The organism is Nitratidesulfovibrio vulgaris str. Hildenborough (assembly GCF_000195755.1).
Lineage (GTDB): Bacteria > Desulfobacterota > Desulfovibrionia > Desulfovibrionales > Desulfovibrionaceae > Nitratidesulfovibrio > Nitratidesulfovibrio vulgaris.
This window is the reverse complement of record NC_002937.3, coordinates 1,576,101-1,596,457: the sequence shown is the minus strand read 5'-3', so window position 1 is coordinate 1,596,457 and position 20,357 is coordinate 1,576,101. Positions and strand designations below refer to the sequence as shown.

The window sequence follows — 20,357 nt, the reverse complement described above, 5'->3', positions numbered from 1 at the left end:
GCGCCCTTCAGACACCACGCCTAGATGAACAATAGGCACCCCCTCCTTATGGGAAGACGAAGCTGCTTGATGTCAAATCGTTCAGACAGCACGTGCACGGCGTAGTCCCTTGAGCCGCATTGTTCCCGTAGCCAGTCGAGGCTATCCGCTGCCAGCTACCCGCGAGGGCAAAAGCCAGCATCGACCCGTTTGCGAAGCGTACTGTGCATTTTCCCCTTGCCACAAGAAGCAAAATTGCCTACATACCTTCTCCGCCCGGTGTCGGCCGCCGGGTCTCCAAAAGCGGAGAGGTAGCGAAGCTGGCCGTAACGCGCTCGACTCGAAATCGAGTTACGGGTTAATAGCCCGTACGTGGGTTCGAATCCCACCCTCTCCGCCATACTCACTGACAAGACATGCCCGCAAGTACACCTAAGTGCTTGCGGGCTCTTTCTTTTTCTATTTTTCGTCTGCCGAAATCTGCCGTCCCATGCCGTCTTGCTTCGTTGACAGCCGCGTGGTTTTGGGGGCAACTTTGGGGGCAACTGGAAAACCCCTTCACGGAGTTGCCCCCAAATGCTCACGGACATCAAGGCCCGCGCGGCCAAACCAGCCGAGAAGGTATACCGCCTCTACGACGGCGGAGGGATGTATCTTGAGGTGCCCCCATCGGGTAACAAGCGGTGGAGGCTCAAATACCGCGTCAACGGCAAAGAGAAGCGCCTGAGTCTTGGCGTGTATCCCAATGTCGGGCTGAAAGAAGCGCGAGAGAAGCGAGACGAACTGCGCCGCCTCATCGCTGAGGGCATCGACCCCGCAGCGCAACGTTGCCCCCAAAAAGTTGCCCCCACGGCGGACTCTTTCGAGATGGTGGCACGGGAATGGATGGATCTCCGCTCTCCTGCCTGGGCACCCCGGCACCTCTCCACCACATGCCAGCGCCTTGAGGCCTACATCTTCCCCCACATCGGCCCGCTCCCCATCGATCAGATCGGCCCTCTGGATGTGCTGAATGCCCTTCGCATCGTCGAGAAGCGTGGGGCTGTAGAAGCGGCAAGGAAAACCCTGTCCATCTGCTCACAGGTCTTCAGGTATGCGGTGGCTTCGGCCCGCATCCAGAGCGACCCTTGCCGCGACCTTCGGGGGGCATTGAAAACGCGCCAGCCCGGTCACTATGCAGCCATCGTAGACCCGAAGGATGTAGGCGCCCTGATGCGAGCGATAGACGGGTATTCGGGGGCAATGGTTGTGCGCTGCGCCCTTCGCTTCCTCGCACTGACCTTCGTTCGTCCCGGCGAGCTCAGGGCTGCAGAATGGAACGAGTTCGACATGGAGCGCCGCATCTGGACAATCCCCGCCCACAAAATGAAGAAGCGGCGAGAGCACATTGTGCCGCTATCGACACAGGCTCTCGCCGTTCTGCGCGATGTGCGCGCGACAGCACCTCGGCTGAATAGTCCCATGGTGTTTCAGTCTGTCCGCCTCCGTAGCGATCGCGGACTGTCAGAGAACACCCTTCTGGTTGCGTTGCGCTCTCTCGGTTACGGGCAGGGCACGATGACCGCCCATGGTTTTAGGGCCATGGCCTCCTCCCTTCTCAACGGCTTGGGCTACAATCCCGACGTGATCGAGAGGCAGCTTGCCCACATCGAAGGGAACAAAATCCGGGCCGCATACCATCGGACAGAGTATCTTGAGGAGCGTACCGCTATGATGCAGGCATACGCGGACTATCTTGATTCTCTGAGGGATTCCATGCCCCCGAGATGAACGCCAGTACTTCGCTTTCACGCCAGAAGGTGCTCCGGCCCCGCTTCACCTTTGCCGGGGCTTTGCCCGACCGCGACCATTCACGCCACGTCGAGCTTGCGACGGGCACCAGTTCCAGGACGGCGTTGAGCCTCAGCAGCCTATCCATTACCACCCTGCTCTCTGTTCCACTGCTCATGCCGGGGCATTGTCTCATGGCCACGGGATCACCGTAGCCGCCTGTTGCTTCGGGTAGGTCGTTGCGCATGGCTTCTCCTGCCCCCTACAAGGCCGGGGGCGTGGCTCCTTAGTGCTTGGGACTCCCTTCCGTCCACAGGTGGCCACTGTGAGCGGATTGCCTGCGGCGACCGTGGTGGGACGAATCCGCGCAGGAAGGTATGCGCGTCGGTCGCCGCAGGTGCAGGAGGGTCACTTTTTACGATGGCAGAATGGGCAAATGCGAAGCCTCGAAACCGTCTTGCAATGGGGGCAAGCCTTCGCACTGCTTCCGTCGGTCAGACGGGCCATTTTGCAAGCACCGTTGATAGCGGCGAAGTTCTTCTGTTTCCGGCGTGGGGCCGCCCCCTCTTGTGTCTGGCTCACTGGATCGCCCCCACATCAGGCTCACCATCATGTGCCTCGATTCCGGCTTGAATGGGCTTCACGGGCTTGGTGGGCGTATCGAGAAGGGAAAGCTGCTTCTCCTTCTCCGTCATGGGACGCCGGTAGACCTCAGCATGGGGCGGGGCTGCCTCAGTCCACACCATCTCCATGGTGTTCCAGTCCTTGAGCACGTCGCAGGTGATTTCGCGCTCCTCCTTGCCCTCCAGATAGAGCCGGGAGGCATCCTTCGCCCGCTTCTCCTCGGCCTCGATCAGCCGCTTGTAGTGCTTGCGCTGTGCATCGAGTTCATCCTCGTAGATCTCGATCTGCGCCAAGGCATCGGCCATCTCCTGCCCATATTCGAGCTTCTCAGCCTCCGTAAGAGGCTGCGTCACGGTGATGGCCTCCTCTGCGCTCCAGGTCACGTTGAGACCAAAGATCCGTCCACGCGGCTGCCAGTTGTCAGGGCGGGTGTCATCGCCCTCTTCGGCTTCGAGCAGGACATTGCGCGAGCACTCGAAGCATTCCTCCGGCGTCTCCGGCATATCCTCGCCGCATACCGGGCATGCCGAGAGGTTGCCTTGAGGATTGAGCTCGTAGGGCTGCTCCTCGCCGCACTTCGGGCATTTCACGACGAATCCATGTTCATCGTCCCGGCGCATGGCCAACTCGACAGCCACATGGCCGCACGTGGTGCAATCCTTCTCCACACTCGACGGCACGGGGCCAGAGGTTTCGGGCGTCTCGCCCATGCCATGGTAAAGCCCCTTTTCATCCGCCAGCCATTCCGGGACGGAAATGGCAACGTCGCCATCCCCCTTGCCCCCGATGTATTCGATCTGGCTGATCGGCAACCAGTACTCCTCTCCTTCGCAGGAGATGAGGATGGCGGCGTCCGTCTCCTGCAGGATCTCGCCGGTGACGGTGATGTAGGTAGTCCCATCAGGGGCAGGCATCGGAGCGGCCTCGATCTTCTTCTTACGAGCCATGGTGAACTTCTCCTGTCGATTACGCGGCGCTCTGGCCGGGGATGAGGTTGAACGACGCGCACATGCCCTTGAGGTGTCGGAGCGTCTGCTGGACTGCAGGTTCACGCATGGCGTCGTATTCAATCTGGATCGTCAGTGTCTTGCGCTGTGGGCGGCCAGACACGACACTGGAGGCCGAAGGTCTGGCTGCCTGCACAGCAGCTGCGGGGACAGGGGATGCGGAAGCGGCATGTCTGGCGAACTGCGCACGCGCGGCGAAGACCTTCTCGATCTCTGCATGCACATCCGTCAGAGGTATTTGCAGGTCGTGCAGGCGCAGGAAGTCTGAGACCGGGAGCGCAAAGCCGTAGGCCTGTCCTTGCGCTGCCACCATCTGTTCGATGGCCACCGCCCTGTCCTGCTTGGCCTGTTCGAGGGCGGCACGCTCCCGCTCCTCCTGCAGGTGGCGCAGGATGATGGACTCGACCTCGGCCTTGATGGCCTTGAGCGGCTTGCTCTTGTTCAACCAAGAGTCCTGCACTGCGACCTCAAGACCGGGCACGCCGTGTTCATCAACGGTATCTGCGATGAGGAACAAGACCTCTCGGCGTTTCTCTTCGCGCTGCCGCTCCTCAAAGCCCTTCACTTGCGTTGCAAGAGCGGCGTAGGCTGCGTCGAACACGGCGCACACTTCCTTGATACGCGCCTCGAACTGGCGAATGGGCTCGGAAACCTGACGCACGGCCTGCTTGCGTGCGCTGTCGAGTTGGGCCTTCATCTTGTTCAGGCCCGCCATCTCCGACTTGATGCCGGGCACCATGTCTTCGGTGACCACAAGCCCTTCGTAGTCGGCCGTGATGCCCGTGGCCCATTCCATGAGCTCGGTGAAGTTGAAACCGAGCGTCGCCGGGGTGGATTGAAGCTGCAACTCCGCCATGGCTAGAACCCCGCGGGCATGTCGCCCATCTGGTCATTGGCTGACGGCTGGCCATGGAGCAGCGCACCGGACTTGATGCCCTCGATCAGTTGGGAGGCTTCGGGCTTCGTGAGCTGTTCGAGACTTTCGATGCTGTCGTCGCCGGTCATCTGCCGCGCGAGAGCGACAATGCTGGCCTCGTCGAGCCGAGCACGCGTCCCTTCATTGCGAAGCATGGCCAGTTGTGCGCTGGATGCAGTAGGCGGCTGATTGGCTTGCGGCTGCACCGGAGCCTTCTTTGGTGCGGCCTGCGCCTTCTGCTGTGCGGGCTGCACAGTGGCGGCGGCACCGGGAATGACCTCGGGCATGTCCTCCACGTCCTGCGTGAAGATGTCGCTGGCGGCAGTGCTGGTGAGAACCGCGTCCACAAGGGCACGCTTCTTCGCCATCTTGAGCACGGTGTTGTAGTAGTCGGCGGGATTGTCGTGCTCGACCCGCTCCCCATGGGTGCTGATCATCCAGCGCCCGGAGTCATCCTTCTTGGTGCCGAACTTGGTACCTTCGAGCCCTGCCGCGTTGGCTGTGGTGCGCAAGATCCGCGCAGCAGCCGCGGCATCGCTCTTTCGGGTATCCCAATAGGCCTTGGGCACCGGTACGGACGTGACCTCGCCCTCGCCGGTACGGAAGCGATACTTTCCCTCCATCGTGGAGCAGAGCCCCACCCCGGCTCCGACAAAGACACCGGTGAGAATGGATACGAGCCGTGCCGTCACCCGGTATTCACGGTGCCCGCCCCCAAGGTCACGCTCGAGGATGTCGTACTCGGGTGCGAGCCTGAACGTCATGGCGAGCTTCTCCGCGCCGGGCTTGAGCAGCGTGGGCTTATCGCCGCATCCGGGGATGGTTCCGTAGTGTTCGTCTGATTTCATGACCGCCCGCATCACGGCCTGTATGTGCCCTACTTGGGCCACCATCTCCGTAACAGGCATGAAGCTGCCGGTCGGAACGGGGGCGTGCGTCGAGATGGGCGCAAGATTCTGTGCCTGATCCATGCTGTCCTCCTAGACAGGGATGTCGGGGAAAAACGGCTCTACGCCTTAGGTTGAAGCCGTCGGCCGTGCGAGCGTCAACCGTTCGCGGGCAGCGATGGCCTTGTGATGCAACCCAACCAAGGCGGTACGGCTCCGAGCATCACGGGCTTCATGTCTGTAGCTGTGGCCCTGATTCGAGGGGATGGTGAAATAGTGCGGCATGACCTCGACCTCGTATCCGGGCTCGGAGTCCGCCATGTCGGCAGCGTACCGCCACGCGTCGCTCTCGTTCGCGTGCTCTGCCGTTTCGGCATGGATCCGGTCGGCTCCCTCACGGGTGTAGGCGATGGTGAACCACTTCATGGCTACTCTACCTCCCACCCTTTTGCCCGTTGCCACATGCGTGCCTCGAGCCTGAGGTCCGAGATCTGAACGGCCGTGATCAGAAGGATCAGCATACATGCCCGCTTCGTCCTGACAGGCCTGCCGTTCACTCTGGTGATGATGGTTGGCATATTCCCTCCGGCTGCTCTCCGGATCGCCGTCCCGTGGGTGGCCTTCGCTCTATCCCAAGGGCAACGATCCATATTCATTGATGCCGCCCGCCTTCATGGCCTTCGGTCCCGGTTCCCTACTGATCCACGCTACCTGCATGCCGTCGCGTGTCGTTCGAGCCTCGCTACTGACCGGCGGGACCACCCTCCTCCGCTCCTTCCGTCCGCTCTGCCCGGTTGGGCGCCGCTCGCGGGGTGTTCCTCGGTGGTGGTGAAGATATTTTGCATTGATGAAAAGGTCAGGTCAAGAAGAACGTTTCATCGATGCAATGAGCGCTGCAAAAAAATAACCGCCCCGAGGAAAATGGCCCGGGAGAAGATCACGACAGTAATGGAATTAGGCCTCCAAGTTAGGCTTTTTACCAGTGGCAATAACTACCACCACTGCGATCACAAATACAGCTACGGAACCTATCATTTTCCATGTAGAATGTTTTGTACGCTTACAGTTTGGGCATAGTTCAGTTTCGCCTTCGACTAGGTCTCTACCACACTCAGTGCACTTATTATTTGCCATGACTTGCTACCTCCAAATCTTTTGTATGAATCTCGATTGCAATGGACTCATGCATTTTGAATCCGAGTTGTACTGTGGGTTTCAAGAGCTCGACCTTAGCCTCATTCCAGAAACATTCATTTATGTCAGTTCGAGATTTTGGAAGAATTCTTGATTTGCGAATTGCAATATCAAGTATACCATCGCTCAGCATGTCCTGAAAAACCTTGAAGTGAGACTCCATGGCAAGAATTTGAGGATTGCTGCGCAGTGTCTCGCAAACAAGCATTCCTTTCAGGGCTTCAGCAATGTAAAACAATGTCTCTCGTGACTTTGCAATTCTCTGCTCTGCCTGTTTGACCCCATCCCCGAACCATCCATCTAGAAATCCTGTAGTTTCATCGGGCCACCTGGAGATGTCGAAGCGAAGTTCTTCGATGCCAGCATGCATGCCATCTCTAAGCGTTTGAAGAGTATTGCTGACCTCTTGGTCTCTAATCTCTTGCTCATAATGGTGGAGTGTACGAAGCGATGAAAGACCAGACTTAATCTTTGCAATGCGATCTATATGAAAATTGCTATTGATTGTGTCCAGCTTTTTATCGATGGCGTCGAGTTTCATAGCGATATTTAAAAGCATGAACTGAGTGCCAACAACGCGAGCCGCTTGCATGCAGTCAAAGCCAGCTTTGCGTAGTTTTATGTGTTCGACTATGCGCCCATCTTTGCCTCTTAACACTGCTGGATAAAGTCCATCTTGACCTGGAGCAATCAAGTCTGCGTTCTTTGCGATGATTTGAAATGTTTCCCCGTCACCTATAAGCGACTTAATATCCAGCGCTGTTGAAATGCTGTTCAGGTTATTTAGTATATCTTGATATGTGTTTGAATTTGAGTTTTTGAAGTACTCCCCGAGTTCAGTCGAATTGATTATGCTGGGTAACTTGTTGTCCTTCTTGAAAACTAAAATATTGCCTTGGTCTTCTCCAGCGCACATGCCTTTTCCTCACTAGCGTGTTGCCCGAGTTGGGCTTTAGCTCATCTTTACGTGCCGCTACATTCGTTTCGCAAGCCATCGTACCCTGCCGAAGACCTCAAAGTTCGGGTTCTCTCCATCAATCACAGTATCGCCGAACGTTGGGTTGTCGCTGTGACATAGCAGGCGCCCAGGCTCTTGAATCAGTCGCTTCACCAGCAATTCGTCGTTAACGCGCACTGCGTATATCAGCCCTGATCGGATTGAAGTGTCGCGCAGGTTGACAAGGACGGTGGAGCCATCGGGTATAGTTGGCTCCATGCTAGCTCCGATTACATCAAACATGACCAGCGACTCAGGATTGCCTCCCATCTCATTGATGAAGTCTTGCCGGAACGCGTACATCCCTTCCAGATCTCCATTTGTGATGAGGCTTGAGCCAGCTCCGAGCTTAGCTTGCACCTTACGAACATAGCCGTAACCACAGGCTGCAGGCTCAAGGTTTTCAACGATGTCGCCCCACTTAAGTCCTAATGCTTCCATATATTGAAGCATATTGACAAAAGGCGTGGAATCTCCGCCCACACCAGTCGTGACCCACCTGTTAACGGTGGCGGGTGACTTCCCGAGCATCTTTCCAATGGCGCTATAGGTCATGCCTTGCTCAACAAGGTCTTTGACCTTGGCCAAGATGGAGTCCCAAGCTCTTTTGTTGATAAGGTTTGCCTTCATAGTTCGCTTGGTAGCAGCCAACTCGTTGCATCGACATGCGCGAAGCGTTGACCGTCATGTTTCACCGATGTAATATTTTAAATATGAACATCATCGACAGAATCAGAGAAGAGCAAGGTCTGAGTTATTCAGCGCTTGCCCGCATGTCAGGCCTGAAAACCCCAACGGTATGGCGCCATTGTCGAGGGAAGTCTTTCCCTGATTTGGGCTCGTGCGCCGCCTATGCACGATCTCTCGGAATCAGCTTTGAGCAGCTGCGCCCTGACCTTTTTGCTGGCACCCCAACCTCCCCCAGCACTCCGCGCAAGCCGCGCAGCCATCAACATGATGCTTCAAAGCAATCTTAACCACTGCGCCGAGCGTCTGGTTGGGAAGATCGCGTCCGGCAGTGGGTACGCGCATCCTCGCCACGTTTTGCTCATTAGTGAGCCTTGCAACGGCTATGAGGCCTATCAAACGCCTAAGGCGGGCGACGTTAACGTGTAGCGTTTCCATGCTCACACCCTACCCCGTCCGGCACGAAGCTAAAATGAAACTCCTCAGGAGGCTGTTTAACCATGCGAGCACTTGAAGATGTCCTCATGGACATGGTGGAGAACTCGGGCCGCACCCTAACGGCCATCTCTGCCGAGATCGGCAAGCACAAGTCCACGCTCTCGCGCGAGCTCTCACCCTACGATTCAGGCGCAAAGCTCGGCGTCGAGTCTTTGGTGCCGCTCATGCGTGCATGCAATTCCGTCGCCCCCCTTGAGGCCATTGCCGGGTTCATGGGCTACGGGCTGCGCCCCCTCGGCGGGGCTCCCGATGGGCTGAACATGGAAGACGAGTGCTTGCAGGGCTACGAGGCAGTGACGGAGTTCACTAGGGCAGCACGGGCCGGGGCGCACTATACAGACCTCATGCCCAAGCTTCGCGCAGCCATCAAAGAACTGGAGGACGTGCTCGTCCGTGCCAGAGAGCGGGATCAGTGATGAACTCGACCGATGCACGGGCCTTGAAGGCTGGCGTACCCCTGTTCATCTCCGGTGACCCTCCAATGCCCGACAACTCCCGCGAAGGCACGATCACGGTCGAAGTCGTCGAGCACGACGTGCTTGAAGCTCTGGCCTGCGCCGCGTTGGCATTCCACCGCCACTGCACACGAGCGAACGGCAAAGCCCTCCTTCAAGCCCTCGATCAATGCGACCGCGTGTTCAACGGCCTCACTCCCGAACGCTACCGGAACGGCGGATCTGTGACCATGGGCATCAGCCGGCATAAGAGCCTTCACGCTCTTTACGCCGCGCTCTGGAACAAACGAGCAAGCATTCAGGCACGGAGGAACTGATGCCCTACGATCCTAAGCGCTGCCGTCCGAACTCCCCGCACTCTGTCGGGGCATCCAGCATCCCGGCCTTACGACACATGCTCAACATGCATCCACACCTGCGCCCCTGCCCTATCACCACGCCGCCTTGGCAATGGCTCCCTCTGGCGTGGTGCGAAAAGCGCTGCCGCGATGGCCGATGGCTCGGAAAGAGAAGATGACCATGCGCTACATCTCCATATGCTCGGGCATCGAGGCCGCAACCGTGGCTTGGCACCCTCTTGGATGGCACCCCGTCGCGTTCGCTGAAATCGAGCCATTTCCATGCGCCGTTCTGGCGCATCACTTCCCCAATGTGCCGAACCTTGGCGACTTCACCACAATCGTTATGGAGCAGTACCGTGGAACAGTTGACCTTGTGGTCGGCGGGACTCCCTGTCAGGCGTTCAGTGTCGCAGGCCTCCGAAGAGGACTGGATGACCCTCGTGGCAACCTCACCCTCGCATTCCTACGCCTTCTTGCAGACATACGCCCCCGATGGGTGGTCTGGGAGAACGTCCCCGGAGTCCTGTCGATTGACCGCGGACGGGTCTTTGGAGCCTTTCTCGGGGGCTTGGCGCAACTCGGGTATGGGTTCGCCTACCGCATTCTTGACGCTCAATACTTTGGAGTACCCCAGCGACGGCGTCGCGTGTTCGTTGTCGGACATCTTGGAGACTGGCGACGTGCCGCAGCGGTTCTTTTTGAGCGGCACAGCCTGTCGGGGAATCCTGCGCCGAGCAGAGAAGCGGGGAAAGAGATTACCAGAGCAATTGCGTCGGGCTCTTTCGCAGACAGCGCAGGCGGAGACTCAAACGGACCATCAAGAGGCCACTCCACCCCTGACGTAGCTGCATGCCTACGCGCCCGGGCCAATTCAAGCCACAGGGCTGACGCGGACACCTACATAGCAGCAAAGCCTCTCTTGGCTTCACAAGGCCAGCGGATGGATCCGGAGACGGAGAATCTCATCCCGTGGCCCGTGGATATAGCGCCGACGCTAAACGCCGCTTTCGGAGCCAAGCAAGGGCGTGAAGACCAACATGCCCTCGGAGGTGCCGGCCTGTTCGTGCCCTGTTCCCTTGCCATTCGCGGTCGCGAAGGAGGCGGCACTGTTGACGGGTATTTTGGCTTTCCAGCCCCTGCCCACGCCTTCAAGGTGCGTTGCGGCTGCAAAGGCGGGGGCAAGGGCTATCTCGGCAGCGACGATACTGCCTTCACCCTGTCGACGGGTACAGACCAGCACCTTCAACACGGCATGTCCGTGCGCCGCCTGACCCCACGCGAATGCGAGCGCTTGCAGGGGTTCCCAGACGACTACACGCGCATAGCATGGCGAAACAAACCAGCCACCGCCTGTCCTGATGGGCCACGCTACAAGGCATTGGGTAACAGCATGGCCGTGCCGGTGATGCGCTGGATTGGTGAGCGCATCCAGTCCACCCTCAATACGCAAATCAAAAACCAGAAAGCGTCCACAGCTTGCACAGCTTCCGGAAATCACCAGCGCGGTATGCGAGGGTCAGCCATGGCAGACAACCCACAGCACGTAAGTACGACCGTACTACGATCGTACTACGACCGTATGTACGCTTTCGGTACGAATTCTACGGATACCCTCTCACCCTCTGAAAGGGACGCGTCATGAACACCGACATCAGACTTTCGGTCGGGTTTTGGTCACACCCCAAGGTCAAGCGATTGGCTCGGCGCTGCGGACTGGAAGGCGTCCGCTCGCTGCAGATCTTGTGGATGTGGGCGGCTCAGAACAGGCCAGATGGCAACCTCAGCGGCATGGATGCACTCGACGTAGAGCTTGCCGCAGACTGGCTCGGAGACGAAGGAGCCTTGGTAGCCGAGCTTCACGGGCGATTCCTCGATGGCGAGGAAGGGACATGGGAACTCCATGACTGGCAGGAGCACAACTCTTGGGCCGCTCAGGCTGACGACCGAAGCGATGCAGCCCGGCTATCTCGACTCGCTCGCACGGCCCCGGAAACAGCTGCTGCGCTAAAGGCCGACGGATACAAGGGAATTTCCGCGTCCGAGTACCAAATGTACGCCTCAGGTACGCCGTATGTACGCCGTACGTACGACGAAGGTACGGCGTACAACGACCGTACTACGGATCGTAGTACTCCTGCTCCTACTTACGTAAGAGAAGATTCTCTCTCTTACGCGCGCACGCGCGAGGACGGTTCCGAAACGCCCGAAGCCCCCCTCGACACCTCTGCCTCCCCGCCGCCGCCTGATGGCCCGGAGGAGAGCATGCCCTCGCTCGAATGGCAGGAGCTGCGAGCGTACTACAACGCCCATGGCCGCGTCGGTGGCCCCATGGACGGCTTCAAAGAGTACCGCGCAGCACTCGCCTCACGCTCATGGCCCGGACAAAGCGCGATCTACGCTGCCATCGACCGATGGGAGGCGTCTGGCCAATGGGACAGCGACGTCCCACGACGATTCGCGCCATCCCTCGGCAACTTCATCGCCCGGCAGTTGTGGAAAGCCGAACCCGAGGTGCAGACGCCCCCACAGCGGGACGGGCCACGCGTCGCCACGCAAGCACAGAAGGCATCGCGCACAAGGGACTTACTCGCACGCAACGTAGCAGCACGGAGGGGACTCAATGTCGACGAGATACTCGGAAAGGCCACAGGACGCCCAGCGGCTGAGGCTACAGGCGATCGTGGACGCACTGGCGGATTGTACCCTGGCCTATCCCGGATCGGGGGTAACGGAGGAGCAAGTCATGGGCATGGCTGCCCTATGGCTGGAGGATCTGGCCCACTTCTCGCCGGAAGTCATCACGAGGGCCATACGCCGCCACCGCAGGACATCGAGGTGGTTCCCCTCGATAGCTGACGCCATCGCCGCCTGCAAAGCCATCGCGGAGTTTGATGCGTCCCGTCGGCTAGCATTGCCAGAACCACACCTGCCGTTCGAGGAGCAGATGGCCTTCAACCGAGAACAGGCAAGGGCTTGGCTCAACAGGCAACGCGAACGCGACCGCGGCACGGAAAGGAGAGATCAGTGACCATCACCGCCACCTCGGCAGAGATCCGCGCGGCCGGAGGGCTTGAAGCATGGAGCCGCAAGCAGGCCCAAGAAGGCTCCCGCCCACTGTTGCGCCCACAGCCTCAACACGTACGGCACGGAACACAGTCCCGAGTAAGCCACTCACGCGCAAAGGGGCGGCTCCCCTCTTCTGGGCGCAGCTACCGCACCGAGGGCATGAACAAGACCGAAGCGCGCTACGCCGAGCACTTGGAGGGGCTGATGCTGGCCGGGCACATCGTGGGATGGGACTACGAAGGGGTCAAACTGAGACTTGCGGAAAAGACGTTCTACACCCCGGACTTCCTCGTCATCTGCGCGGATGGAAGCGTGGAACTCCACGAGGTCAAAGGGCATTGGGAGGACGATGCCCGAGTCAAAATCAAGGTCGCAGCCAAGCAGAAGCCGTGGTTCACGTTCGTGGCTGTCAAAGCAGGCAAAGGAGGAGCGTGGGAATATGAGCGGTTCTAGCCATCCCGAATGGGCAACGGCAAAAGTCCGCGTGTACTTCGCCACCTGCTGGTATGGCATCGAGGGTGAGCAGCACGGCCCTTCCCTGCTGGGCGTACGTTGGTGGGACGATCACCTGCTGACAGCCTGCACATGGTTCCACAACTACTTCGTGCAGCCCTTCTTCCCCGATGAGGGATTTCCGATACGAGTGGTTGAGACCTACGAAGGGTTCGACGTGGCGGCCTTCATGGAAGGAGGACGCTAAGAATGGCGAGGCCTTCGTGGGCTCCATTGTGCCCGGATTGCGGGACTCAACTTCGGTTCAGGTTTTCCCGTGTTTACGGCCCGGACGATCGAGATGCAGACTACGTTTGCCCCGGCTGTGGCGCCACCGGCACGCGCAGGGAACCCCATTGCGCATGGGTAAGGTGGAATTCGACTGCTAGCGGAGTCGATTCGGCGTCCAAATTGACTTTGCCGGGCAGGTGTTCTAGGTGATACGTCCTCATTGTTCGTTTAGCCCCGGCGGGGTTGTTTTTTTTTGTGTATTAGTGAATATAGGGCAGAAGGCTACACGCTGGATATCTAGCCCTTTGAGGATTACCTATGCATTCCCAGCCGTTGCCCGCACATATCTCTATGTTTAACGACATAATAGGCGAATTGAACGTTGTAGTTCATTCAAAGACTGATGAGCTGTCTTTGGCGAGAAAGCTGCGCGACATCCAAAAAAAGGCTACCGATTTACAGAATCTTAATGTGCCCGTGGGACTTTCAGCTTTGGGAAGTGTTGCGGCTGCGCGTGGGCAATGGGACTTGATGCACAAGTACCATAAGCGCTCACTTCAATTTGTGCAGGAAGATGTTTTGATTTTGAATTACGCCGTTTCAATGTCCTATGCAGGACAATTCTTGGATGCAATCAACCTCATAATGACTATATATGATAGCATAAAAGGCGACGAAAAAGTGCTCGGCTCTCTCGTACAGTGGGCTTTCGCTGCAAAGGATGAAAAACGCTTTGTGCAGTTCTCCCAAGCGTATCGCAACGTGACAGGGAGGGAGCATAATCTTTTCATTGAGTATTTAGAAGAGCTTGATGAAATTGAAAAACTGACAGACGTTTGTACTACGTTGTCTGCCGAAACTTTTCTTGCGAGCCATGGATAAAACCTCGTGTAATTACTCCGTCGGGGATATTGTTTATTGTGATTTCCCCGCGACAGACATGTCTGAAACAAAAGATCGTCCGACACTTATCGTGGCTCAAGTTATGGGCGATGATGTGCTGGTTTGCATGATTACCAAAAGGAAGTCAAATTTTGAGGATTGCATTGAAATTACCAGCAAAGACATTGAAAATGGGAATTTAATCTACGAACCTTCGTACGTTCGGCCTGTTCGCTTGGCAACCGTGCATAAAAAAATCATTCGCCGAGTGAGCGGCAGATTGAGTGACGCAAAAATCTCTGAAGTTCTTTCTCTGTTACGTGAAACATTTGCTAGCCCTCAAGCCAAACAGAGTTTGAAAAAAGCAGGGTTATCATCATAATGTCAAAAGTACAGGATTGCCTTTGACCCTCCACCTGCCTTTGTACGGAAGCGCCTCGGTTTGAACCGAGGCTTTTTGCTTGTAAACCCCCGTTTCCAAGCCTGCCTTCCTTGCCTTTCCCCCACCCCATCGTTCTACGCTTCTCTCAAACAGGAGCGTAGCCATGGCCATTCCGCGCGGCATCCGTAACAACAATCCCGGCAACATCCGGCACAGTGACCAGTGGAAGGGACTGACGCCGGAGCAGCCAGACCCCGACTTCTGCACCTTTTCGACCCCTGAGTACGGCATCCGTGCCATGGGCGTCATTCTGCTGAACTACCAGCGCAAGCACGGTCTCAAGACCATACGCCAGATCATCACGCGCTGGGCCCCACCTTCCGAGAACGACACCGACGCCTACGTCATGCACGTGGCCGACAGGCTTGGCGTGCGACCCGACGAAGCAGTGGACGTGGCACGTGTGCTGCCTGCACTGGTGGCCTGCATCATCAGGCACGAGAACGGCCAGCACCCCTACGACTCCGCGACGGTGGGCCGGGGCTGCGACATGGCCCTCGGGCGGGCGTGATGGGCTGGCTCGACATGCTCACCGGAGGGCTTGCGGGCCGCGTGGTCGACCGTGTGGCCGACATGCTGCCCAATCGCCGCGCCGAACGGCAGCAGGAGCACGAGCGGCTCATGGGCCAGCAGGCGACCAACACCGCCGAAGTGCAGTCGTCGCAGGGGGGCGTCATCGGATTCGTCCGCTCGTGGCGGTCGGTGGTGGGGCTGCTGTGCGGCGTTGCGCTGGCTTGGCAGGTCATCGTGCGCCCCATTCTCGTGGCGCTTTTCCCGTCAGTGGGGTGGTTCGGCTATGCCTCTGACGATATGGCCCTCATCGGTCGCATCCTGCTGGGGATGCTCGGGCTGGGGATATGACCGTGACTGAAGAACAAAGGCTGGCCCGCATAGAGGCCGACATCGCCGTCATCAAGGCCATGCTTGCCGAGCGGTGCGTCATCAGGGGCCAGCGTATCGATGCCTTGGACGTACGCGTTAGTGCCCTCGAAGACGCCGAACAGCAGCGCAAGGGCGGCAAACTGGTGCTCACCGCGCTCATGGCAGCCGCCGGAGTCGCCGGTGGGCTAGCGTCCAAACTGTGGCCGCTCATATGGGGCCGGTAGCCCATTCAGGGAGAACAACATGCCTGCACGTCCTCTGCGCATCTGCCGCCACGCTGGCTGCACAGCCCTCACCAGAGACCCTTCGGGCCTATGCCCTCATCATGCCGAGTGCGCCAAGAAAGAACAGCGCACGGCACAGCGTGCCCATGATCGAACGAGAGGCAACGCGGCATCCCGAGGCTACGGAAGTGCATGGCGCGCGCTTCGCGCGCAGGTGCTACGCGAGGAGCCGCTTTGCCGTGCCTGCGCTGCACAGGGCCGCATCACCGCCGCCACGGATGTCGACCACATCGTCAGCCGCGCGCAGGGAGGCACAGACGATCGCGCAAACCTCCAGCCCCTCTGCCATGCCTGCCATAGCCGCAAGACCGCACAGCAGGACGGCGGGCTCCGCGGCATCAGGGGTGGGGGGAGGTGATTCTTTGTACTTTGGCCGGGATAGACCGATGTCGGGCTTCGATTCTTACGCGTGCAAAATGAAAGGGGGGGTCAGAACTCGTTATGGCAGGGCGCAAACCAATTCCTTCTAACCTCAAGGTTCTTCGAGGCACCGACCAAAAGTGTCGCATGAACCCTCATGAAGCGCGCCCAAACCCTGAGATTCCCTCTGCTCCTCGCCACCTTTCGCGCGAAGCCCTGATGGAATGGGGCCGCATTACGGATGAACTGCATCGGCTTGGCCTCCTCTCCAACATCGACCGCGCAGCGCTCGCCGCATACTGCCAGGCGTACGGGAGATGGTCAGAAGCAGAAGCACAAATTTACGCCGACCCTGACAACCCTCGCCTTACGACCGTGACGGCGAACGGTACGACCATCCAGCATCCGCTTGTAGGCATTGCCAACAGTGCTGCCTTGCTGATGCACAAGTTCTTGACCGAATTCGGCATGACGCCAAGCAGCCGTACAAGAGTGGCGGCTGCAGGCAACCGGGAAAAGAATAAGCAGGGCTTCGCAGCCCTCGGGTAGCCCCATGGCAAAGGTCAGTAAAGAATCCTCCCATCCTCACGTTGACGCTGGCTTGCAATACGCCAGAGATGTTGTCGCCGGGCGTACGCTCGCGTGCAAGTGGGTACGGCTAGCCTGTAAACGGCAACTCGACGACCTGACGCGATGGGACGGAGTGAAAGACGCCCCCTACTACTTCGACCGCAACGCCGCAGAGCGGATATGCCGATTCAAGGAGCTCATGCCCCATGTCAAAGGCATATGGGCCCGCCAACGCGAGAAGCTGCACCTTGAACCATGGCAATGCTTCATCGATACCACTCTCTTTGGTTGGAAAAGGACTGCAGACGGGCTCCGGCGCTTTCGAGAGGCATATGAGGAGATTCCTCGCAAGAACGGCAAGTCCTGCTTTGTCGCGCCGCTCGGACTCTACATGCTCACCGAGGACGGCGAAGAAGGCGCCGAGGTGTACAGCGGGGCAACCACGGAGAAACAGGCTTGGGAGGTCTACGGCCCTGCTCGGCTCATGGCTCTTCGCGCCGAAGGCTTCACGGATCACTATGGAGTGGATGTTCGCGCAAAGAACATGAACATCCTCCGAACAGCCAGCAAATTTGAACCATTGATTGGCGATCCCGGCGACGGCGCATCACCCCACTGCGCCATCGTCGACGAATACCATGAACACGACGGTCCCCGGCTCTACGACACGATGATCACCGGCATGGGGGCCCGGTCCCAACCTCTCATGGTTGTTATCACGACCGCAGGCTTCAATCTGGGCGGGCCGTGTTATGACATGAGGCTGCGAGTCCAGAAGGTTCTGGATAACACCCTGCAAGACAATGAACTCTTCGGCATCATCTACACGATAGACGATGGTGACGACTGGCAGAGTGAGGAGTCCTTGCGCAAGGCGAACCCTAACTATGGGGTGTCGGTACGTGCGGACTACCTGCAATCGCAGTTGCGTAAAGCCATTCAGAATCCAAGCAAGCAGAATACGTTCAAGACCAAGCACCTGAACGTCTGGTGTAATGCCCGAAGTGCATGGATGAACATGGCCACGTGGGAGCGGCAGGCCGATGCCGAGCTTCGTATTGAAGACTTCGCCGGGGAGCCGTGCTGGTTCGCTCTCGACCTCGCAAGCAAACTAGACCTGAACGCTGCCGCGTATCTCTTCAAGCGCGGAGAGCACTTCTATCTGTTTGCAGACTTCTGGCTGCCAACCGACGCACTCGAATCCGTAGTGAACGCCGACATCTATCGAGGTTGGTCTACCGCAGGATGGATCACCCTCACGGATGGCGGCATGGTGGACTACGATGCCATAGAGGAGCGCATCAAAGAGCGGGCCAAGCTCCTTACCCCCATAGAGATGCCATATGACCCCTTCCAAGCGGCCCAGCTTGTCACCCACTTGGCCGATGAAGGCATCCCGATGGTCGAGTTCGGGGCCACGGTGAAGAACTTCAGCGAGCCCATGAAGCAACTCGAAGCGTTGGTGGCTTCCGGCAAGCTGCATCACAACGGCAACCCTGTACTGACGTGGTGCATATCGAACGTGGTTTGCCATACCGATGCCAAAGACAACGTGTTCCCACGCAAGGATCGGGCAGAATACAAGATCGACGGTGCTGTGGCGGCCATTATGGCCATGGGCCGAGCACTTGCCGCCCCTGTGGATGACGGAACCATTACGCAAGGGTTTGTGGTGCTCTGATGGGATGGCTCGATCGTATCTTGGGGCGCAAAGAAGTGTCACCGAAAAACGCAGCATCGTTGAACCTCGCTGACGCCGACTCATGGTTTGAAACCTTTGGAGGCAGTCGTGTAGCTTCCGGGGTTATCGTGAACGAGTCTACAGCGATGCGTTTCTCTGCCGTATTCGCCTGCGTTCGGCTAATCGGAGGGGCGATTGCCTCCGCTCCCGTCAAAATCTACCGTCGACGCCGCGATGACGGTAGAGAGATTGCCCCAGGACACACCATAGCCAGCATGCTGCGCGTCAGGCCCAACCGTTTTATGACGGCAGCCACGTTCTGGCGGTTTCTGGCGCAATCGAAGGTGTTGCAGGGGAATGCGTACGCCCATGTCATTCGAACCCGGTCAGGGGATCCTGTTGCCTTGTACCCCATCGACCCACGCAACGTAGCCATCTATTGGGCTTGGGAGCTCGGCTTGGACAAGCTGCCCGGCGTCGAGCGCAACCGTCTATTCTATCGCGTGACTTGGGAAGACGGTGCGCAGTCCATGATCGACCAAGACGACATGCTGCATATCCCCAACGTCGGATGGGACGGCAAACGGGGATTGTCCACCATTTCGGCAGCAGCTCAGGGCATCGGCCTTGGTCTCGCCGCTGAGAAGTCCAGCGCAGCCTTCTTCGCAAACGGGATGCAGTCAGCCTTCGCGTTGCAATACCCCGCAAAGATGACACCCGAAGCCGTCGAGATGATTCGCGCACACATCAGCGAGCGGTACGCCGGGGCTCATAACCATCATAAGCCGCTCGTACTGACAGAAGGCGGCGAGGCCAAGCAGTTGTCAATGACCGCCGATGACGCCCAACTCATCCAGTCGCGCCAGTTCAGCGTGATCGACATCTGCAGGTTCTTCGGTGTGCCGCCGGTGATGGTCGGAGAGACAGAAAAGACGTCATCGTGGGGGGCCGGAGTCGAACAGATGGCCCGTTGGTTCACGACCTTCACGCTCAACGACCATCTGACGGCATTTGAACAAGAACTGGAGGTCAAGATTTTCCGGGGTGACGGTCACTTCGCGGAGTTCGACGAATCAGAACTCACCCGCGGTGACACGAAGACCCGTGGCGAATACTATCGTACGGCTCGTGGCTCGATGCAGGAGCCTGGATTCATGACCGTGAACGAAATCCGATCTGCCGAAGGGCTGCCCCCCATAGCAGGAGGCGACACCATGCAGCGTCCCGCAGAGACGCGAGGAGGAAAGGCCGATGCCTAATGTGCTACGCCTGCTGCGCGACAATGCCAAAGCGTCCGCGCGAAAACCGATGAGAGCCGAAGCCAACGGCGAAGAAGCGACGATCTACCTCTATGATGTGATCGTCACCGACGACTATTGGGGAGGGGTGTCAGCCGAAGCCTTCGTGCGTGAGCTCAATGCGATCACGGCCAGCACCATCCACTTGCGCATCAACTCTCCCGGCGGGGAGGTGTTCGCTGCCCGATGCATGGAGGCCGCAATCAAGGGGCACCCCGCCAAGGTCATCGCGCACGTTGATGGCTATGCCGCCTCTGCCGCGTCTTTCGTTGCAATCGCCTGTGACGATGTGTTGATGGCCCCCGGCGCATTCATGATGATCCACAAGGCCTGGGTGTTCACGGCTGGCAACAGTGACGACCTGATACAGACTGCATCCCTGCTCGAGAAACTCGACGGGACGCTTGCCGAGACGTACTCGCAGAAATGCGGCAAATCCGTATCCGACATGGCAGAAATGATGGCTGCCGAGACGTGGTTTACTGCGCAAGAGGCTGTCGAGGCGGGCCTTGCGGACTCCATTGAGGAGTCCGCACCGAAAGCACAGGCCAATTGGAACCTTGGCGTGTACGCAAAGGCTCCTGTCGTCGATGACAACGTGCTCGATGCAGATACCGATGACACCCCTGACTCGTGCGAGCGCGACCATTACGAACGCATAGCCCGCTTCCATGAGGTGACCGCATGACCTGCGACGAAAAGATCATGGAGTATGCGCGCATGCTAGACGCTGTGCGCACCCGGTTCCCCGACACATTCCGCCACATCGTCGGCCTCATGAGGTCGCTTCTCCAGTAGTCCTTTTCGGTCCGGC

The 20,357-nt window shown here is 58.4% G+C and carries 27 protein-coding genes, 1 tRNA gene and 1 pseudogene; 21 read left to right on the top strand and 8 right to left on the bottom strand.

Annotated features, from left to right (window positions below; genetic code table 11):
* The first annotated feature begins 284 nt into the window (after nucleotides 1-284).
* The 3 genes from DVU_RS07195 (at nucleotide 285) to DVU_RS07185 (ending at nucleotide 1,964) form a co-directional block, all read left to right on the top strand.
* Nucleotides 285-379: transfer RNA gene (locus tag DVU_RS07195), tRNA-Ser, on the top strand.
* 176 nt (nucleotides 380-555) lie between these two features.
* Nucleotides 556-1,749: a tyrosine-type recombinase/integrase gene (locus DVU_RS07190; RefSeq protein ID WP_010938819.1), complete on the top strand. Its 1,194-nt coding sequence runs from the start codon at nucleotides 556-558 to the stop codon at nucleotides 1,747-1,749.
* Nucleotides 1,746-1,964, top strand: a complete 219-nt coding sequence (locus tag DVU_RS07185; protein ID WP_010938818.1) for a hypothetical protein — start codon at nucleotides 1,746-1,748, stop codon at nucleotides 1,962-1,964. Before DVU_RS07190 ends, DVU_RS07185 begins: the two co-directional genes overlap by 4 nt.
* A 363-nt stretch (nucleotides 1,965-2,327) precedes the next feature.
* On the opposite strand, the gene DVU_RS07180 is transcribed toward DVU_RS07185, so the two are convergent.
* From DVU_RS07180 to DVU_RS07155, 6 genes are all read right to left on the bottom strand, one after another.
* On the bottom strand, nucleotides 2,328-3,320 hold the full coding sequence (locus DVU_RS07180) for a hypothetical protein (RefSeq protein WP_010938817.1): 993 nt from the start codon (nucleotides 3,318-3,320) through the stop codon (nucleotides 2,328-2,330).
* Between the two features lie 19 nt (nucleotides 3,321-3,339).
* Entirely contained in the window at nucleotides 3,340-4,236 is an 897-nt protein-coding gene (locus DVU_RS07175; protein ID WP_010938816.1) for a DUF1351 domain-containing protein, read from the bottom strand.
* A 2-nt stretch (nucleotides 4,237-4,238) separates the two neighbouring features.
* A complete protein-coding gene (locus DVU_RS07170; RefSeq protein WP_010938815.1) occupies nucleotides 4,239-5,267 on the bottom strand; it encodes a hypothetical protein in 1,029 nt (342 codons plus the stop codon).
* 45 nt (nucleotides 5,268-5,312) lie between these two features.
* Nucleotides 5,313-5,609 carry a hypothetical protein gene (locus DVU_RS07165; protein ID WP_014524426.1) on the bottom strand — a complete coding sequence of 99 codons (297 nt, stop codon included), beginning with the start codon at nucleotides 5,607-5,609 and terminating at the stop codon, nucleotides 5,313-5,315.
* Between the two features lie 697 nt (nucleotides 5,610-6,306).
* Nucleotides 6,307-7,293 carry a hypothetical protein gene (locus DVU_RS07160; protein WP_010938812.1) on the bottom strand — a complete coding sequence of 329 codons (987 nt, stop codon included), beginning with the start codon at nucleotides 7,291-7,293 and terminating at the stop codon, nucleotides 6,307-6,309.
* Nucleotides 7,294-7,350: 57 nt separating this feature from the next.
* A complete protein-coding gene (locus DVU_RS07155; RefSeq protein ID WP_164928128.1) occupies nucleotides 7,351-7,962 on the bottom strand; it encodes a S24 family peptidase in 612 nt (203 codons plus the stop codon).
* Between the two features lie 77 nt (nucleotides 7,963-8,039).
* Here DVU_RS07155 and DVU_RS17015 point away from each other — a divergent pair, with 77 nt between their 5' ends.
* From DVU_RS17015 to DVU_RS17010, 4 genes and pseudogenes are all read left to right on the top strand, one after another.
* Nucleotides 8,040-8,351, top strand: coding sequence for a helix-turn-helix domain-containing protein (locus tag DVU_RS17015; RefSeq protein WP_081448130.1), 312 nt, complete (start codon nucleotides 8,040-8,042; stop codon nucleotides 8,349-8,351).
* A gap of 210 nt (nucleotides 8,352-8,561) precedes the next feature.
* Nucleotides 8,562-8,975, top strand: coding sequence for a phage regulatory CII family protein (locus tag DVU_RS07145; protein ID WP_010938809.1), 414 nt, complete (start codon nucleotides 8,562-8,564; stop codon nucleotides 8,973-8,975).
* On the top strand, nucleotides 8,975-9,331 hold the full coding sequence (locus DVU_RS07140; protein WP_014524429.1) for a hypothetical protein: 357 nt from the start codon (nucleotides 8,975-8,977) through the stop codon (nucleotides 9,329-9,331). Before DVU_RS07145 ends, DVU_RS07140 begins: the two co-directional genes overlap by 1 nt.
* Nucleotides 9,332-9,464: 133 nt before the next feature.
* A pseudogene (locus tag DVU_RS17010) lies at nucleotides 9,465-10,022 on the top strand (DNA cytosine methyltransferase); the annotation flags it as partial.
* Nucleotides 10,023-10,349: 327 nt separating this feature from the next.
* On the opposite strand, the gene DVU_RS16810 reads toward DVU_RS17010, so the two are convergent.
* On the bottom strand, nucleotides 10,350-10,604 hold the full coding sequence (locus DVU_RS16810; RefSeq protein ID WP_223295163.1) for a hypothetical protein: 255 nt from the start codon (nucleotides 10,602-10,604) through the stop codon (nucleotides 10,350-10,352).
* A gap of 3 nt (nucleotides 10,605-10,607) precedes the next feature.
* On the opposite strand from DVU_RS16810, the gene DVU_RS17005 reads away from it, so the two are divergent.
* Complete coding sequence (locus DVU_RS17005) at nucleotides 10,608-10,997, top strand: DNA cytosine methyltransferase (protein WP_223295158.1); 390 nt, start codon at nucleotides 10,608-10,610, stop codon at nucleotides 10,995-10,997.
* 32 nt (nucleotides 10,998-11,029) lie between these two features.
* On the opposite strand, the gene DVU_RS07130 is transcribed toward DVU_RS17005, so the two are convergent.
* Nucleotides 11,030-11,215, bottom strand: a complete 186-nt coding sequence (locus DVU_RS07130; protein WP_041722649.1) for a hypothetical protein — start codon at nucleotides 11,213-11,215, stop codon at nucleotides 11,030-11,032.
* A 760-nt stretch (nucleotides 11,216-11,975) separates the two neighbouring features.
* On the opposite strand from DVU_RS07130, the gene DVU_RS07125 reads away from it, so the two are divergent.
* The 13 genes from DVU_RS07125 to DVU_RS07065 all read left to right on the top strand — a co-directional run bounded on the left by DVU_RS07125 (nucleotide 11,976) and on the right by DVU_RS07065 (nucleotide 20,231).
* A complete protein-coding gene (locus DVU_RS07125; RefSeq protein WP_014524431.1) occupies nucleotides 11,976-12,383 on the top strand; it encodes a hypothetical protein in 408 nt (135 codons plus the stop codon).
* A 197-nt stretch (nucleotides 12,384-12,580) separates the two neighbouring features.
* Entirely contained in the window at nucleotides 12,581-12,874 is a 294-nt protein-coding gene (locus DVU_RS16800; RefSeq protein WP_223295086.1) for a DUF1064 domain-containing protein, read from the top strand.
* Nucleotides 12,861-13,121 carry a hypothetical protein gene (locus DVU_RS07115; protein ID WP_010938804.1) on the top strand — a complete coding sequence of 87 codons (261 nt, stop codon included), beginning with the start codon at nucleotides 12,861-12,863 and terminating at the stop codon, nucleotides 13,119-13,121. Before DVU_RS16800 ends, DVU_RS07115 begins: the two co-directional genes overlap by 14 nt.
* 341 nt (nucleotides 13,122-13,462) lie before the next feature.
* Nucleotides 13,463-14,026, top strand: a complete 564-nt coding sequence (locus DVU_RS07110; protein WP_010938802.1) for a hypothetical protein — start codon at nucleotides 13,463-13,465, stop codon at nucleotides 14,024-14,026.
* Nucleotides 14,019-14,408, top strand: a complete 390-nt coding sequence (locus DVU_RS07105; protein ID WP_010938801.1) for a type II toxin-antitoxin system PemK/MazF family toxin — start codon at nucleotides 14,019-14,021, stop codon at nucleotides 14,406-14,408. Before DVU_RS07110 ends, DVU_RS07105 begins: the two co-directional genes overlap by 8 nt.
* A gap of 163 nt (nucleotides 14,409-14,571) precedes the next feature.
* Nucleotides 14,572-14,979 (top strand): hypothetical protein, encoded by a 408-nt coding sequence (locus DVU_RS07100; RefSeq protein ID WP_010938800.1) that lies wholly within the window; start codon nucleotides 14,572-14,574, stop codon nucleotides 14,977-14,979.
* The gene (locus DVU_RS07095; protein WP_010938799.1) at nucleotides 14,979-15,329 is read left to right on the top strand and encodes a hypothetical protein; all 351 of its coding nucleotides are present in this window, start codon (nucleotides 14,979-14,981) and stop codon (nucleotides 15,327-15,329) included. The genes DVU_RS07100 and DVU_RS07095 overlap by 1 nt, the downstream gene beginning before the upstream one ends.
* The gene (locus DVU_RS07090; protein WP_010938798.1) at nucleotides 15,326-15,574 is read left to right on the top strand and encodes a hypothetical protein; all 249 of its coding nucleotides are present in this window, start codon (nucleotides 15,326-15,328) and stop codon (nucleotides 15,572-15,574) included. Before DVU_RS07095 ends, DVU_RS07090 begins: the two co-directional genes overlap by 4 nt.
* A gap of 19 nt (nucleotides 15,575-15,593) precedes the next feature.
* Nucleotides 15,594-15,992 (top strand): HNH endonuclease, encoded by a 399-nt coding sequence (locus DVU_RS07085; protein WP_010938797.1) that lies wholly within the window; start codon nucleotides 15,594-15,596, stop codon nucleotides 15,990-15,992.
* 83 nt (nucleotides 15,993-16,075) lie between these two features.
* Nucleotides 16,076-16,543 carry a phage terminase small subunit P27 family gene (locus DVU_RS07080; protein WP_010938796.1) on the top strand — a complete coding sequence of 156 codons (468 nt, stop codon included), beginning with the start codon at nucleotides 16,076-16,078 and terminating at the stop codon, nucleotides 16,541-16,543.
* Nucleotides 16,544-16,547: 4 nt separating this feature from the next.
* A complete protein-coding gene (locus DVU_RS07075; protein ID WP_010938795.1) occupies nucleotides 16,548-18,245 on the top strand; it encodes a terminase large subunit in 1,698 nt (565 codons plus the stop codon).
* The gene (locus DVU_RS07070) at nucleotides 18,245-19,504 is read left to right on the top strand and encodes a phage portal protein (protein ID WP_010938794.1); all 1,260 of its coding nucleotides are present in this window, start codon (nucleotides 18,245-18,247) and stop codon (nucleotides 19,502-19,504) included. The genes DVU_RS07075 and DVU_RS07070 overlap by 1 nt, the downstream gene beginning before the upstream one ends.
* Nucleotides 19,497-20,231 carry a head maturation protease, ClpP-related gene (locus DVU_RS07065; protein ID WP_010938793.1) on the top strand — a complete coding sequence of 245 codons (735 nt, stop codon included), beginning with the start codon at nucleotides 19,497-19,499 and terminating at the stop codon, nucleotides 20,229-20,231. Before DVU_RS07070 ends, DVU_RS07065 begins: the two co-directional genes overlap by 8 nt.
* Nucleotides 20,232-20,357 lie beyond the last annotated feature (126 nt).

Bases quoted from the DNA above. Each gene is read 5' to 3' on its own strand.
- DVU_RS07190 (WP_010938819.1), top strand. From the start codon at position 556: ATGCTCACGGACATCAAGGCCCGCGCGGCCAAACCAGCCGAGAAGGTA.
- DVU_RS07185 (WP_010938818.1), top strand. From the start codon at position 1,746: ATGAACGCCAGTACTTCGCTTTCACGCCAGAAGGTGCTCCGGCCCCGC.
- DVU_RS07180 (WP_010938817.1), bottom strand. From the start codon at position 3,320: ATGGCTCGTAAGAAGAAGATCGAGGCCGCTCCGATGCCTGCCCCTGAT.
- DVU_RS07175 (WP_010938816.1), bottom strand. From the start codon at position 4,236: ATGGCGGAGTTGCAGCTTCAATCCACCCCGGCGACGCTCGGTTTCAAC.
- DVU_RS07170 (WP_010938815.1), bottom strand. From the start codon at position 5,267: ATGGATCAGGCACAGAATCTTGCGCCCATCTCGACGCACGCCCCCGTT.
- DVU_RS07165 (WP_014524426.1), bottom strand. From the start codon at position 5,609: ATGAAGTGGTTCACCATCGCCTACACCCGTGAGGGAGCCGACCGGATC.
- DVU_RS07160 (WP_010938812.1), bottom strand. From the start codon at position 7,293: ATGTGCGCTGGAGAAGACCAAGGCAATATTTTAGTTTTCAAGAAGGAC.
- DVU_RS17015 (WP_081448130.1), top strand. From the start codon at position 8,040: ATGCGCGAAGCGTTGACCGTCATGTTTCACCGATGTAATATTTTAAAT.
- DVU_RS07145 (WP_010938809.1), top strand. From the start codon at position 8,562: ATGCGAGCACTTGAAGATGTCCTCATGGACATGGTGGAGAACTCGGGC.
- DVU_RS07140 (WP_014524429.1), top strand. From the start codon at position 8,975: ATGAACTCGACCGATGCACGGGCCTTGAAGGCTGGCGTACCCCTGTTC.
- DVU_RS17005 (WP_223295158.1), top strand. From the start codon at position 10,608: ATGTCCGTGCGCCGCCTGACCCCACGCGAATGCGAGCGCTTGCAGGGG.
- DVU_RS07125 (WP_014524431.1), top strand. From the start codon at position 11,976: ATGTCGACGAGATACTCGGAAAGGCCACAGGACGCCCAGCGGCTGAGG.
- DVU_RS16800 (WP_223295086.1), top strand. From the start codon at position 12,581: ATGAACAAGACCGAAGCGCGCTACGCCGAGCACTTGGAGGGGCTGATG.
- DVU_RS07115 (WP_010938804.1), top strand. From the start codon at position 12,861: ATGAGCGGTTCTAGCCATCCCGAATGGGCAACGGCAAAAGTCCGCGTG.
- DVU_RS07110 (WP_010938802.1), top strand. From the start codon at position 13,463: ATGCATTCCCAGCCGTTGCCCGCACATATCTCTATGTTTAACGACATA.
- DVU_RS07105 (WP_010938801.1), top strand. From the start codon at position 14,019: ATGGATAAAACCTCGTGTAATTACTCCGTCGGGGATATTGTTTATTGT.
- DVU_RS07100 (WP_010938800.1), top strand. From the start codon at position 14,572: ATGGCCATTCCGCGCGGCATCCGTAACAACAATCCCGGCAACATCCGG.
- DVU_RS07095 (WP_010938799.1), top strand. From the start codon at position 14,979: ATGGGCTGGCTCGACATGCTCACCGGAGGGCTTGCGGGCCGCGTGGTC.
- DVU_RS07090 (WP_010938798.1), top strand. From the start codon at position 15,326: ATGACCGTGACTGAAGAACAAAGGCTGGCCCGCATAGAGGCCGACATC.
- DVU_RS07085 (WP_010938797.1), top strand. From the start codon at position 15,594: ATGCCTGCACGTCCTCTGCGCATCTGCCGCCACGCTGGCTGCACAGCC.
- DVU_RS07080 (WP_010938796.1), top strand. From the start codon at position 16,076: ATGGCAGGGCGCAAACCAATTCCTTCTAACCTCAAGGTTCTTCGAGGC.
- DVU_RS07075 (WP_010938795.1), top strand. From the start codon at position 16,548: ATGGCAAAGGTCAGTAAAGAATCCTCCCATCCTCACGTTGACGCTGGC.
- DVU_RS07070 (WP_010938794.1), top strand. From the start codon at position 18,245: ATGGGATGGCTCGATCGTATCTTGGGGCGCAAAGAAGTGTCACCGAAA.
- DVU_RS07065 (WP_010938793.1), top strand. From the start codon at position 19,497: ATGCCTAATGTGCTACGCCTGCTGCGCGACAATGCCAAAGCGTCCGCG.